Origin of the sequence: Uruburuella suis, assembly GCF_004341385.1 — a bacterium.
Classification (GTDB): Bacteria; Pseudomonadota; Gammaproteobacteria; order Burkholderiales; family Neisseriaceae; genus Neisseria; species Neisseria suis.
Map to the genome: position 1 here is coordinate 1 of NZ_SLXE01000023.1, position 13697 is coordinate 13697.

Annotated in this window: 11 protein-coding genes; 7 read left to right on the forward strand and 4 right to left on the reverse strand. The window is 56.1% G+C overall.

Annotation, left to right across the window (positions count from 1 at the left end):
* Positions 1-332: 332 nt before the first annotated feature.
* Positions 333-2114 (forward strand): acyl-CoA dehydrogenase family protein, encoded by a 1782-nt coding sequence (locus EV680_RS08585; protein ID WP_132954336.1) that lies wholly within the window; start codon positions 333-335, stop codon positions 2112-2114.
* 59 nt (positions 2115-2173) lie between these two features.
* On the opposite strand, the gene EV680_RS08590 is transcribed toward EV680_RS08585, so the two are convergent.
* The 3 genes from EV680_RS08590 to EV680_RS08600 form a co-directional block, all read right to left on the reverse strand.
* Complete coding sequence (locus EV680_RS08590) at positions 2174-4279, reverse strand: TonB-dependent receptor (protein WP_132954337.1); 2106 nt, start codon at positions 4277-4279, stop codon at positions 2174-2176.
* Between the two features lie 326 nt (positions 4280-4605).
* The gene (locus EV680_RS08595; protein WP_132954338.1) at positions 4606-5988 is read right to left on the reverse strand and encodes a glucose/sorbosone family PQQ-dependent dehydrogenase; all 1383 of its coding nucleotides are present in this window, start codon (positions 5986-5988) and stop codon (positions 4606-4608) included.
* Between the two features lie 171 nt (positions 5989-6159).
* Positions 6160-6699, reverse strand: a complete 540-nt coding sequence (locus EV680_RS08600; RefSeq protein ID WP_132954339.1) for a DUF924 family protein — start codon at positions 6697-6699, stop codon at positions 6160-6162.
* Positions 6700-6816: 117 nt separating this feature from the next.
* Here EV680_RS08600 and EV680_RS08605 point away from each other — a divergent pair, with 117 nt between their 5' ends.
* A complete protein-coding gene (locus EV680_RS08605) occupies positions 6817-7068 on the forward strand; it encodes a hypothetical protein (protein WP_132954340.1) in 252 nt (83 codons plus the stop codon).
* Here the strand turns inward: EV680_RS08605 and EV680_RS08610 are convergent.
* Positions 7065-8669, reverse strand: a complete 1605-nt coding sequence (locus EV680_RS08610) for an isocitrate lyase (protein WP_132954341.1) — start codon at positions 8667-8669, stop codon at positions 7065-7067. The two genes, EV680_RS08605 and EV680_RS08610, sit on opposite strands and share 4 nt — an antisense overlap.
* A 589-nt stretch (positions 8670-9258) precedes the next feature.
* On the opposite strand from EV680_RS08610, the gene EV680_RS08615 reads away from it, so the two are divergent.
* Genes EV680_RS08615 through EV680_RS08635 form a run of 5 tightly spaced genes read left to right on the forward strand, consistent with a single transcriptional unit; the run spans position 9259 to position 13523 of the window.
* Entirely contained in the window at positions 9259-10161 is a 903-nt protein-coding gene (locus tag EV680_RS08615; protein ID WP_132954342.1) for an ABC transporter ATP-binding protein, read from the forward strand.
* Positions 10161-11405: an ABC transporter permease gene (locus EV680_RS08620; RefSeq protein WP_132954370.1), complete on the forward strand. Its 1245-nt coding sequence runs from the start codon at positions 10161-10163 to the stop codon at positions 11403-11405. Before EV680_RS08615 ends, EV680_RS08620 begins: the two co-directional genes overlap by 1 nt.
* Positions 11405-11695: an acyl carrier protein gene (locus EV680_RS08625; protein ID WP_132954343.1), complete on the forward strand. Its 291-nt coding sequence runs from the start codon at positions 11405-11407 to the stop codon at positions 11693-11695. The genes EV680_RS08620 and EV680_RS08625 overlap by 1 nt, the downstream gene beginning before the upstream one ends.
* Positions 11692-12825, forward strand: a complete 1134-nt coding sequence (locus EV680_RS08630; RefSeq protein WP_132954344.1) for a beta-ketoacyl synthase N-terminal-like domain-containing protein — start codon at positions 11692-11694, stop codon at positions 12823-12825. The genes EV680_RS08625 and EV680_RS08630 overlap by 4 nt, the downstream gene beginning before the upstream one ends.
* The gene (locus tag EV680_RS08635; protein WP_132954345.1) at positions 12822-13523 is read left to right on the forward strand and encodes a beta-ketoacyl-[acyl-carrier-protein] synthase family protein; all 702 of its coding nucleotides are present in this window, start codon (positions 12822-12824) and stop codon (positions 13521-13523) included. Before EV680_RS08630 ends, EV680_RS08635 begins: the two co-directional genes overlap by 4 nt.
* The last annotated feature ends 174 nt before the right edge of the window (positions 13524-13697 follow it).

A 13697-nucleotide genomic window follows, 5' to 3' on the forward strand; every position in this document is an offset into this window, starting at 1 on the left:
ACGATAAGCTAAAGCGCAACTTCCACAGCACGGTTTTATTGGGATGCATTGTGATGTGGCTACCTTTATGACAAGTAATTGTGAACAGACCCTAGCGGTTTGCGCCGGCTTTTCTGCCTGATGCCGTCTGAAAACTTTCAGACGGCATCAAGCAGATTGTGCGCAACAATACCACACAACATCGCCGCTTTTTTGTGGCCGCGCAAAGTTTAGGCTGCTTGCTCCAAAAAAGCCTTGCCGCAGCCTTTGCAAGCGGTGCGATTGCGGCTAAAGTAAGCGCCACACCACACCACACCACACAAAAACAATATTTTATTGATCATGGAGAAAGCATGAATTACCAAGCCCCCATCAACGAATTGCGTTTTGCCCTGCAAGTGCATGGCAAGCTTCCCGAAATTCTCGCCCTGCCCGCTTCAGACGGCCTCGATGCCGACACCGTGGATGCGGTGTTGGAAGAAGCGGCGCGCTTTGCCGAGCAAGTGCTCGCACCCACAAACCGCACCGGCGATTTGCACGGCGCAAAATTGACAAACGGCAAAGTAGAAACCCACCCCGATTTGGTGAATGCTTATCACGAATACCGCGATGCGGGCTGGGCGGGCTTGCGCGCGCCGGCTGAATATGGCGGCCAAGGGCTGCCGGCGGTGGTGTCGGCCGCGTGCGAAGAAATGTGGTGTGCCGCCAATTTATCGCTCTCGCTTTTGCCCATGCTCACCATCGGCGCGATTGAAGCTTTGTTCAACCATGCCGACGATGAGCAAAAACAGGTTTACCTGCCCAAAATGTGTGAAGGCGCTTGGAGCGGCACCATGAACCTCACCGAGCCGGGCGCGGGCACTGATTTGGCGCAGGTGGCGGTGAAGGCCGTGCCCAAAGACAACGGCGCTTATGCCATCAGCGGCCAAAAAATCTTCATCACCTGGGGCGCGCAGGAAATCACCGAAAATATTGTTCATTTGGTGCTGGCGCGCCTGCCCGATGCGCCGCCGGGCGTGCAAGGCATTTCGATGTTTATCGTGCCCAAATATCTGGTGAACGCTGATGGCAGCCTCGGCGCGCGCAACCCGGTGAGCGTGGTGGGGCTGGAGCACAAGCTCGGCATCCACGCCAGCCCCACTTGCGTGATGCAGTTTGACGAAGCCGAAGGCTATTTGATCGGCCGCGCCGGCAAAGGCCTGGCCTATATGTTTACCATGATGAAACACGCCCGCTTGGGCGTGGGCATCGAGGGTCATGCCGTGGCCGAGCGCGCTTATCAAAATGCACTCGCCTATGCGCAAGAGCGCGTGCAAAGCCGCGAATTGGGCAGCGACAGCCAAGAGCCGGTAAGCATCATCCACCACCCCGACGTGCGCCGCATGCTGCTGGTGCAAAAAGCCACATTAGCCGCCCAGCGCGCGCTTTATATGCAGGCTGCCTCTGCGATTGATTTGGTGCACGGGCTGGAAGACCCTGTGGTGCGCAAACAGGCCGAGCGCGTGCTTGATTATCTGATTCCGATTGTGAAAGCGTGGAACACCGACAACGGCGTGCTGCTCACCAATCTGGCCATGCAGGTTTACGGCGGCATGGGCTACGTGGAAGAAACCGGCGTGTCGCAATATGTGCGCGATGTGCGCATCACCCCGATTTACGAAGGCACCAACGGCGTGCAGGCGCTCGATTTAATCGGCCGCAAAACCGCAGCCAACGGCGGCGCCGTGCCGCTGGCCTTGCTCGCCGAGGGCAAAGAAATTGCGCAAACATTGGCCGCTGCCGCGCCCGATTTGGCTGCATCGCTGCTGCAAGCCATAGCCGCGGCCGAGCAAAGCGTGGCCGATATTGTGGCGCAAATGGGCGAGCAGCCCGCACTGGCCGCCGCCGCTTCCAACGCCTATCTGCAACAAATGGCCTGCACGCTGGGCGCCATCGCGCTGGCTCGCGGCTGGTTGGCCGCCGCCGATGCGCTCGCCGGCCGCACCGATGCGCCTTTGGGTGAAGCTTTCTACCGCGCGCAGCAGCACACGGCGCAAGTGTATTTCGCCTATGTGCTGCCGCAAGTGCACACCTTTGCCGCACAAGTGCACAGCGGCGGAGAAGCTTTGCTGGCCGTGCCGTTTGAGGCTTATTGACGCAGCTTGCGCAGATAAACAAGGCCGTCTGAAAGCTTTCAGACGGCCTTTCTTTAAAATCAAAACGCTTTTTTTACGCTCAAACCTGCCTGCCAGTTGCGGCCGGGTGCGGGCTCGAAATAGCGGCCGTTGCCGTCGTTTACAATCACCGAGCCGATGTATTGGCGATTGAAAAGATTGTTCAGCGCGGCATATGAGCGGATATGCCAGCCGCCGGCAAGTCGCCACACATAGCCTGCGTGGATGTCGGCGGTGAGAAAACCGGGCGCGGCTTCGCTGTTGGCATCGTTAACATACACTTTGGAGAGCGCGCGCACGCCGGCGCCGGCCTGCCAGCCTTGCTCGGGTGCGTAATCGGCGCCCAAATAAGCGGCATGTTCGGCAATGCCGGGAATGTGTTTGTTGTTTGCCAGGTTGGCGCTGTCAGATTTATAGCGGGCATCGAGCCAGGTGTAGGCCAGCGTGGCATTGAGATCGGGGGCGATTTCGCCGCTCCAGGCCAATTCAATGCCGTGGCGGCGGGTTTTGCCGGCGTTTTGATACACGGTGCGGCCGTTGGACGAAGATTTCACCACGATTTCGTTGTCGGTGTTGATGCGGAAAGCCGCCACGCTGGCCAAGCCGCCGAGCCAGCCGCTGTATTTGGCGCCGATTTCGTAGGTTTGGTTGCTGGCCGGTTGCAGGCCGAAATTGAGGCCGCTGCCGTTATCGCGGTAGGAAAGCTCATTCATGGTGGGGGTTTCAAAGCCACGTGCATAAGAGGTGTAGCCCAACAGGCGCTCGGTGGCCTGCCACGAAAGCGTGGCGCTGGGCAGCCATTTGCGATAGTCGGTTTGGCCGCTGTCGTCGGGATTGGCGGCGGTGATGTAGTGGTCGCGCGATTTGAAATGCACGTTACTGTAGCGCAGGCCGCCATCGAGCCGCCATTGCGGTGCAAATTGCCAGCCGGCCTGCATATAGGGGTCGAGATTCCAAATATCGTTGGTTTCGTTGCGCCGCAATACACCTTGTGCGCCGAGCGTGTCGCCGATGAAATTTTCATAGCCGCGGCGTTTTTCGGTGAGGGTGTCGAAGCTCAAGCCCGCGCTGGCGCGCAGCGATTCGTCGGCAAGCAGGTTTTGCCCGCTCCAGCGCACATCTGCGCCGTAATAGCGGCGGCGCAAATCAATCACACCGCCGGCGTGACCCGGGTTGTTTTGCTGCACAGCTTTCGGTATCGATTGAAATTGCAGCGCTTTGCGCTCGCCGCCGTAAAGCACGGCTTTGATGCTGTGGTGCGCATCCAAAGCCTGCTCATACACCAAGCCGCCCTGCACCTGCTGCTGCTCTTTGCGCACATTATAAGCAATGGCGGAGGGCGATGCCTGGCGCGGGTTTTGCTGCCATTGCGCGCGCGTGAGGCCTTGCGGGTCGTCGGCGCGGGTGTTGACGCTGTTGGCAATCAGCTTGAGCGTGGCGCCGTTATCCAGCTGCCATTTCACATTGGCATTAGCCATGTTTTTAAATGCGCTGCTGTGATCGCGATAGCCGTCGGTTTGGAAGCGCGCGAGGCTGAGCATATAGGCTGGCAGCTCTTTGCCGTTGCCGCCGCCCGAAGCTTTAATGCCGTATTGGTAAGTGCCGTAGCGGCCGGCATTGGCGTGGGTTTCAATTGAGGGCGGGTTTTGCCCCTCTTCACTCTGCACCAGCATCACGCCGCCGGAAGCATTGCCATAAAGCGCCGACATGGGACCGTTGAGCACTTCGATGCGCCGCGCCGAGCCTAAGTCGATATGCGAAATCGCGCCCTGGCCGTCGGGCAGGGTGGCGGGAATATCGTCCACATAAATGCGCACGCCGCGCACGCCGAACGCGGTGCGCGCGCCGAAACCGCGCACGGAAATCTGCGTGTCTTGCGCATAATTGCGCCGGTTTTTAATTTGCACACCCGGCACGGCGGCCAGCGATTCGGATAAATCTACCTGCATCTGATGATGCTGAATTTGGTCTTGCCGCACGGTATAAACGGCGGCGGGCGTGCCTTTGGCCGAGGTGCCGGTGCGGGTGGCGCTCACGGTGATTTCGTCCAGCGCGGCTTGTGTGTCGGCCTCATCAGCCTGAGCCGGTAAGGGCAGCGCGGCCAGCAAGGCGGCGAGTTTGAGCGGTGTGCGGGTGCAAGGCGGCATATTTTTGTTCCTTATATCAATTCAAAAAAATAATATACAAACGGGCAGCCTGTAAGTCGGATTCTCGAATCCGACACTTGTTCGCAGAACAAGGCACGCACATCGCTTTGGCCGTTGGCCAAACGTCGGATTCAAGAATCCGACCTACGCGGATGATGCTGCCGAACTGCTTTTATTTTGTAAGGTTATTTTTTTGGATTGGTATTATCAATACCTGAAACAACCTGACTGCATGGTTGGGCTCGGCTCTTTGCATTTTAAATTTGGAAGCAATCCAATGAAAAGGCCGTCTGAAAAGGTTTTCAGACGGCCTCTCGGCTAAATCGTCAAGGTTTGTATTCAAACACGATAATCGAGCCCGGGTTGGCCATGGTGTTGATCGGCGTGCCGTCGGCTTTGGTGCCGTTGCCCACGCTGTCGGTGGCCACATAAATTTTGCCGCCGTCAGGGCTCACCACCACCATGCGGTAGCGGTTTTCGGTTTTGAAATATTTGGCCACATCGCCCTGGGTTTGGCTGCCGTCTTCATTCAGGCGCACGCGGTAGAGCGCGCCGTTTTTCAGCGAAGTAACCAAGAGCGAATTGCGCCAGGCTTCGATTTTGCCGTTTTTCGGGTAATAAGCGATGCTGGCCGGCGCGATGGTGGACCAGCACAAATAAGCCATTTGGCCGCATTTGGGGTCGGTGAAATTATATTGGCTGTTGACCGTATAGAAGGTTTTCACCGGCTCGCGGTAATTCGGTGCGCTGAATTCGGTTTCTTTGTGGGTGGGCACGCCTGCGGGAATCACATTGGAATCGAATTTCACGCCGGCGCAATTGGGCGCAGCCGAATAATCGGCATACACATAGCCCTGATTATCGCGAAAGCCCGACACATTCGGCCAGCCATAATTGCCGCCGGCTTCGAGAATATTGATTTCATCATCGCTTGAGGGGCCTTGCTCCGAGCTGTAGAGGCGGTTGCCCACAAACACCAGCCCTTGCGGGTTGCGGTGGCCGTAAGTAAACATATGGCTTTTCACGCCGTTGATCACCGGGTTGTCGCGCGGAATCGAGCCATCGGCATTCAGGCGCAATGATGAGCCGACATAGCTGCTGTAGTCTTGTTTGGCTATTTCGGCAGCGGTGGGCGTGCGTTGCGCTTCAATCGGTTGGCAATAAAGGCTGCCTTGGTTGCGGCCTTGATCGCCGAGGGTGTAATAAAGTTTGCCGTCGGGGCCAAAGCGCAGGCGGCCGGCATTGTGGTCGTGGCTGGCGGGCAGGCGGTCGATAATCACTTGCTCGTTGCCGAGCTTGCCGGCCTTGGCATCATATTGCAAACGCACGATGCGGGCATATTCCTGCTCGCCGGTTTTATAAGTGTAGGCGGTGTACACATAGTTGCGGCTGCCGCGTTTCAGAAAATCGGGCGCCAACGCCAAGCCCAACACGCCCTCATGCGGCGGCGCGGCAAATGCATTTTCAAAGGTAATCAATTCTTTTCGCTCACCGGTTTGCGGGTTGATGCGGGCAATGCTTTTTCCCTGCCGCTCAGTAATCCACAAGAAATTATCCGGCCCCCACACCATATCCCACGGGCCGTTTAAGCCGCTCGTCAGCACGCTGGCTTCAAAAGGCTCGGCGGCGGCAATATGTTGCGGCGCGGCCAACGCAGGTGCGGCGGCAAAGCCGCAAGCGGCAGCCAGACTGATCAGTTTATATTTCATTTTTTTGCTCCTCAATTAGCCATGTAAACACAATATCGTAAACTTTAACACTTAGCGTTTTTTGCTTCAATAGCGGATAACGCTCAAAACCCATCATGATAAAGGCCGTCTGAAACTTTTTTCAGACGGCCTTTGGGCAGCCGATCGCGGCCTGAAAATATTGCCCGTTGATTAAAACGATGAGCCTTCCTGTTGCAGAAATTCAGCCTCCTCAGCGCTGCTTTTTCTGCCCAATATGCCGTTGCGGTGCGGATAGCGGCCGAAACGATCGACAATCGTCTGATGGCGGATTTCGAAATCCAGCGTGTAGGCATCATCCAGCGCAACAAACAACGGTATGGCCTGCGCATGAATTTCGGCAGACTCAGAATGCATATAAGGCATCAGCATAAATTTGCGCCGCTCGGCCGGCATTTGTTCAAAATCCGGCTGCGCCACCGCTTCTTGCGCCAGCACCAAAGCCATGCCGTCTTGCGCGAAAGATTGCGGTGTGTCGCGATAAGCATTGCGGGAAAATTGGTCGAGCACAATAATTTCCGCCAGCCGCCCTTCAAGCGTGGCGCGCCAATGCGCCAGCTCGCCGGCGGCGGCCTGCCGCAACACCTCGCCGAAGCGCTCGACAATCAGGCCATCAAAGGCTGCGCTTTTGGCAAACCAATGCGGGCGGGTGGTTTCGGCAAACCAGAAATCAAGAATTGTTTGGGGATTCATAGCGGCTTTCATTATGATGTTCAGACGGCCTTACTTTAAGGGCTTCACGCAAAAATGGCAATATCGCGCACCACACCTTGGCCGCCACTGCATGTGCGTTTGCTTAAGGAAATCTGCATGCAGAATAATAAGTCTGAAATATTTCAGACGGCCTTCATTTCAGACGGCCTGCGGCATAAAAAAAGGGGCAATCCCGAAGGATTGCCCGAAATACCTCAAATCAGAGATTTACGCTTCACAAACAATACAGGCTCTCGCCTGTCTTTATCCGCACGGCTCAACTCCATGCAGACAAAGGCGGTAGGCTTCAGACGGCCTTGTAATCATCAAGCAGAAGCGTATCGGCCGTCTGAAACCGTATGGGGTTAATGGTTGCTGAATTGGTTCATGGTATTGTCTTTGCCACCGGCCTTCAGCGCGGCTTCGCCGGCGAAGTATTCTTTGTGGTTGTCGCCAATATCCGAACCGGCCATGTTTTGGTGTTTCACGCAGGCAATGCCGTTGCGGATTTCTTCACGCTGCACGTTTTTCACATAAGCCAGCATGCCTTGGTCGGCAAAATAGCCTTTGGCCAATGTGTCGGTAGACAAAGCGGCGGTATGGTAAGTGGGCAAAGTGATCAAGTGGTGGAAAATGCCGGCTTCGCGGGCAGCATCAGCCTGGAAGGTGCGGATTTTCTCATCGGCTTCTTTGGCCAAATCGGTGTTGTCGTAATCCACGCTCATCAGCTTGGCACGGTCGTAAGCGGATACGTCTTTACCGGCTTCTTTCCAAGTATCAAATACTTGTTGGCGGAAATTGAGCGTCCAGTTGAACGAGGGGCTGTTGTTGTATACCAGCTTGGCGTTCGGGATGGTTTCGCGGATTTTGTTCACCATTTCGGCAATTTGGCCGATGTGCGGTTTTTCGGTTTCAATCCACAGCAAATCTGCGCCGTTTTGCAACGAAGTGATGCAGTCGAGCACCACGCGATCCACACCGGTGCCTTTCTTGAATTGGAACAGATTGCTCGGCAGGCGCACCGGCTTGATGGTTTTGCCGTCGGTGTTCACAATCACATCGCCCGGTTTTACTTGGCTGATGTCGGTGATTTCTTCGCCATCGAGGAAGGCGTTGTATTGGTCGCCCAAATCGCCGGGCTCGGTGGAATAGGCAATTTGCTTGGTGAGGCCGGCACCCAGAGAGTCGGTGCGGGCAACAATCACGCCGTCATCCACGCCCAATTCGAGGAAGGCATAGCGCACGGCATTGATTTTGGCTAAGAAATCCACATGCGGCACGGTTACTTTGCCGTCTTGGTGGCCGCATTGCTTTTCATCGGACACTTGGTTTTCAATTTGGATACAGCAAGCGCCGGCTTCAATCATTTTTTTAGCCAAGAGATAAGTGGCTTCGGCGTTGCCGAAACCGGCATCGATATCGGCAATAATCGGCACCACGTGGGTTTCGAAATTATCGATTTGGCTTTGGATTTCTTTGGCTTTGGCCGCATCGCCGGCTTCGTTGGCGGCATCCAGCGCGGTAAACAGCAAATCCAGCTCGCGGGCATCGGCCTGGCGCAGGAAAGTGTAGAGTTCTTCAATCAAATCGGACACGCTGGTTTTTTCGTGCATGGATTGATCGGGCAAGGGGCCGAATTGCGAACGCAGGCCGGCAACCATCCAGCCGGAAAGATACAGATAGCGCTTATTGGTGGTTTTTTGGTGTTTTTTGATGGAAATCAGCTTTTGTTGGCCGATAAAACCATGCCAGCAGCCCAGCGATTGGGTGTATTTAGCAGAATCGGCATCGTATTCGGCCATGTCTTTGCGCATGATGGCGGCAGTGTATTTGGCGATATCGAGGCCGGTTTTGAAGCGGTTTTGCAAACGCATGCGGGCAACATATTCCGGCGTGATATCGTGCCAACTGCTACCTGCTTGTTTTTTCAATTCGGTTGCTTGTTTAATCTCGTCTTGATAGTTAGACATATTACTCTACTCCTTTGTTCTTGCTTGATTTTTGGATGGCCGGCTACGTTTGTAATGCTTTGTAACTCGGTGTAGTCGGAATGTACCCGCTTTTTTCTTTTTTGCCAAGCCCCGCCCGGAAAAGTTTCCGGCTCGTTTATAGATTAAGCAACGCGCCGGCTGCTTGATTTTTGATGTTTTCTCATGATTTTGATTAAAAATGCAGGGCTTTATTGCAAGAAACAACACATTTCCAATATTTATAATTTAATTGCAAGCGCATCAAAAACCCTTTTCCTCATACCGGCCAGCCTTAAACATTTGAAAATTAGGCTTTTTACTTTAACTTGATAATTTAGTATCTATCTTGCAACGGCTGTGGCAGATTTTTCGCCTTGAAGCATTATTCTGATATGATTTATTTTAAAAAGTTATAAATCATTATTTTTAACTAATTTTATAATTTTTATTTCACCAAAATCATTATTTGTTTCGATTGAATGTAATTCAATGTAGGCACATTTGACCCGCATCAAACAGATGCTGGAAACCACAATTTCGCGTATTATTCGCCCAACCTTTCTTAACAAATCTTAATCCTTTAGCTGCCATGATACGCATTGAAAATCTCTGTCACCGCTATCCCGCTGCGGTCGCTGCCGCGCTGGATAATGTGTGCCTGACGGTGGCGCAAGGCGAGGCGCTCGGTTTGCTCGGCCCCAACGGCGCGGGCAAAACCACGTTGATGTCGCTGCTGGCGGGCTTGCAGCCTGTGCAGCAGGGGCAGATTGTGTTTGACGATCAGCCGCTGGCCGAATTGAGCCGTGCGCAAAAGCAGCGCATTTCGCTGGTGCCGCAAGATTTTGCTTTTTATCCGCTGTTGAGCGTGTGGGAAAATCTGTGTTTTTTCGCCGCGCTTTATGGCGTGAAAGACAAACAACACCTGCACAACTTGATTGAGCAAACCGATTTGGGCGCACACACGGCCAAGCTGGCGAAAAATCTTTCCGGCGGCCTCAAGCGCCGTTTGAATTTCGCCATTGGCCTGATTAACCGCCCGACGCTGATTTTTCTGGATGAAATCACCGTCGGCATCGACCCCGAATCACGCCGCTTTATCCTCGAAAATGTGGCCGCGCTCACGGCTGAAGGCATCACGGTGATTTACACCTCGCATTATTTGCAGGAAATCGAAACTTTGTGCAGCCAAATCGCCCTGCTCAACCACGGCAGGCTGGTTTATCACGGCGCGCTGGACGATATTTTGCAGCAAGGCGGGCAGCATATTTTGCGCTTTCAAACCGTGCCGCCGTGCAGCCCGGCGCAGGCGGCGGCCTGGGGCGGCAGCCTGGATGCACAAGGTGCGGTGCAATTGGCCACTGATGAAGCCGGCGCGGCACATATTTGGCAGATGGTGCGGCAGCAAGGCTTTCAGACGGCCTTTTTCCAATTCGGCCACGGCTCGCTGGAAGCTTTTTATCTCGATTTTCTCAACCGGCAGGTGGCGCCATGATGTTTTTACACGCAGTGTATAAAGAATTCCGCCTGCTTGGCCGCGATTTGCACGGCTTGGCGGTGCTGTTTGCTATGCCGATTGCTTTTATGCTGATTATGTCGGTGGCGCTGAGCAAAGATGCCGAGCCGCACGCCGGCGCGCAGATTGCGCTGGCCGGCGCCGCCGCCAATCCGGTGAACGCCGCCTTTGCCCACCAATTGGGTACACACGATATCAAGGTGCAAGAAGCCGCATTGGCCGACACAGGCCGTCTGAAAACCTTGCTGCAACAAGGCGGCTTGGATATGTTGGTGGTCAACCCCAACGCAGAAGCCGCCGCGTTGGCCGATGATGTGCCGCTGCAATTATGGATAAAGCCCGACACCGAGCGTTCGTGGCTGAGCGCCATGCGCGGCATTTTGCAGCAAAGCTACACCCAAACACGCATCAATATGCTGGCCGACCACAACGAAAGCCGCGCCGATGCGCCCGCCGGCCCGCAAGCGCGCCTGCTGCGGCAAAACATCAACGAGGCATTGCAGCAAACCTTCAGCGATATCGACGGCTATCTCAACCAGGCTCAATTTGAAGCAATCTATTTGAGCGGCAGCGGCCAAGCAGTGCAAAAGCCCACTTCGGTGCAGCACAGCGTGCCCGCATGGCTGATTTTCGGCATGTTTTTCATTATGATACCGCTATCCAACGTGATGGCAATGGAGCGCCAAACCAACACGCTCACGCGCTTGCGCATGGCACAGGCTTCTGCCGGCAGCCTGCTTTTGGCCAAGCTTGTGCCTTATTTTCTGATTAACCAACTGCAATTTGCCGGCATGCTTTTGATCGGGCGCTATCTGCTGCCCTTATTGGGCATTGATGCGTTCACGCTCAGCGGCAGTATTTGGCCTTATGCGCTGCTTTCCTGCGCCATCAGCTTGGCCGCATTGGGCTACGGCCTGCTGGTGAGCGTGCTGGCCAAAACCACCGAGCAGGCCGTGGTGCTGGGCGGCGGCGGCATCATCATTATGGCGGCGCTGGGCGGAATAATGGTGCCCGCTTATGTGATGCCCGACAGCATGCACACCATCAGCCAAATCTCGCCGATGGCTTGGGCTTTGCAGGCATTTCACCAGCTTTTGCTCAACCGCCACGGCTTCGCCCAAGTGCAGCACAGCATGCTGCTGCTGGTTTTATTTGGCGCGGCCTGCCTGCTGCTGGCCGCCGCCGTTTACCGCAAACAACTCAAAACACAGGTAAGATTTTAATGAGCTACACTTTCACCCTCGCTCCCGGCGCGCTCGAAACCGAGCTTAAACGGCTGATTTTGCAGGAAACCGACAAGCTTGATGATTTTGCCCCCGAAGCCATCGGCGATGATGAGCCGCTGTTTGGCGACAGCAGCCGCGTGGCGCTCGATTCGCTGGATGCCCTGCAAATTTCCGTGGCGCTGCAAACGCATTTTCAGGTGCGGCTGCAAGGCGACCGCGAAGTGCGCCGCCACATGCTCAATGTGCGCGACTTAGCCGCCTTTGTGCGCGCCAGCCACAGCGCATGAATATCGCCATACGCGCCGCCACGCTGCAATGCGCCCAAAGCCGCAACGGCCAGATGCACGCTTTTTCCGATTCAGACGGCCTCTATCCGCTGCACACGCCCGCCGCCCCGGCTGAGCGCAGCTTATCTTTCCTCGGCCGGCACATCACCCTGCCCTATTTCAACACCTTTGCCGCCGCCAAGCTCAGCGCAGCCGACCTGTTCGATATTTTGTATCAACACTTATCCCAAGCCGCTTTGCAGGCCGGCTGGCCGTCTGAAAGCCTAGCGAACACCCCGATTTTTATCGGCTCCACCGCTTATCTGATGAGCGAGCGCGAGCAGATGCTGAATCCCGGTTATGTTTCCGAAATCGGCCTCGACACCGGCCGACACAGCCTCACCCATGTGGCCGAACATTTCCATCATCGCTTGGGCAACCCCGATATTTTCAGCTTCGCCACTTCATGCACCTCATCGGCCAATGCGCTTTGCTATGCCGTGAAAATGCTGCGCGCCGGCTGGTGCCAACGCGCGCTGGTACTGGGCTTTGAAAACTTCAACGCCCTCACTTTCGAGCATTTCCACGCCATGGGTCTGCTCGCCGACACGCCCGCCTACACCCCGTTTGCCCAGGCCGGCGGCTTTATCTGCGGTGAAGCCGCCGCCTGCCTGGCCTTGGAATGCGGCAGCGGTGCGGCCACCCTCCGCGGCATCGCCGGCGGCACCGACACCCTCGGCCTCACCCACACCGACAGCGCCGCCGTGAAACGCGTAATGCAGGCTGCGCTCTCTGATGCCGCCGCGCAGCCCGGGCAGATTCGATTGGTGAAAACCCACGGCATCGGCAGCGCTGCGGCAGACGAAGCCGAAGCCGCCGCCCTGCACGCGCTCTTGCCCAACACGCCTCGAGCCGCACTCAAGCCGTTTATCGGCCACACCCTCGGCGCAGCGGCCATCATCGAAACCGCCTTGCTGCTCTCCTGCCTGCACCAAAGTGCGCTGCCGCCGCTGCCTGCTGCCGCCGCTTACGCACAAACCGATGCGCCGCTGGCCGCCCACGGCCTCACCCTGGGTAGCGGCCTTTATCTGATGAATTTTTTCGGCTTTGGCGGCAGCAACACCAGCATCATCTTGGAGCACCGTGCATGAGTGTTTTATTTGTGCAGCAAATCAGCATCCACCACAGCCGCAGCGACGTTGATGAAAAAAGCCTGCGCGCCGCGCTGAAAGCAGATTACGGCTACGACGGCCGCCGCCTCAGCCGCTTCACCCTCAATGCATTGGCCGCCGCCCTGCCGCTAGGGTCTGTTCACCATTCACCCGAGAGCGGCGTGTATCTCGGCGCGCGCTTCAGCTCGCCGGCCAAGTTCGACAATATGCTCGCCACGCTGGCCGAAGGCGGCGCGCCCAAGCCGTTTGACTTCACCGGCAACATCCACAACGCCGCCTGTTTCCACACCGCCCAAGCGCTCGGCCTCTACGGCCCCAGCCTGTTTATGCCGGTTTCCGCTGCGCCCGAATCATGGTCGCAACCGCTGCTTACCGCCTGGCTTGACCTGCAACAAGGCACGGTTGCCGCTGCGCTGGCCGGCTGGTGCAGCGAGCAGAGCAGCCTGCCGCCGCAACACGAAGGCTGCTGCTGGCTGCTGCTTTCTATGCAGCAACAGCCCGGCAGCATCGCCCGCATCCGCATCAGGCCGTCTGAAAGCGGTGATGTGTTTTCAGACGGCCTCTACCATGATGATGCATACCAAACCGCCTGCCGGCTCGCCAAACGCCTGCACGCCAAACAACGCACCCTGCTCGCCGCCGCGCTGGGCCTTGCGATTGAAATAGAGGCCGTCTGAACGCTTCCAGACGGCATTGGCGTCTTGTGCTGACCGCGAATTTTCATGCGTGCGATTGCACTTCGAAAAGCGCGGCGTTTGTACCTATGGCGTTTTTCAGACGGCATCTTCTTATACCAATTTATACCCATCCAAAAAATAAGCTTATACCAATTCAAAAAAGTAAGCTAACAA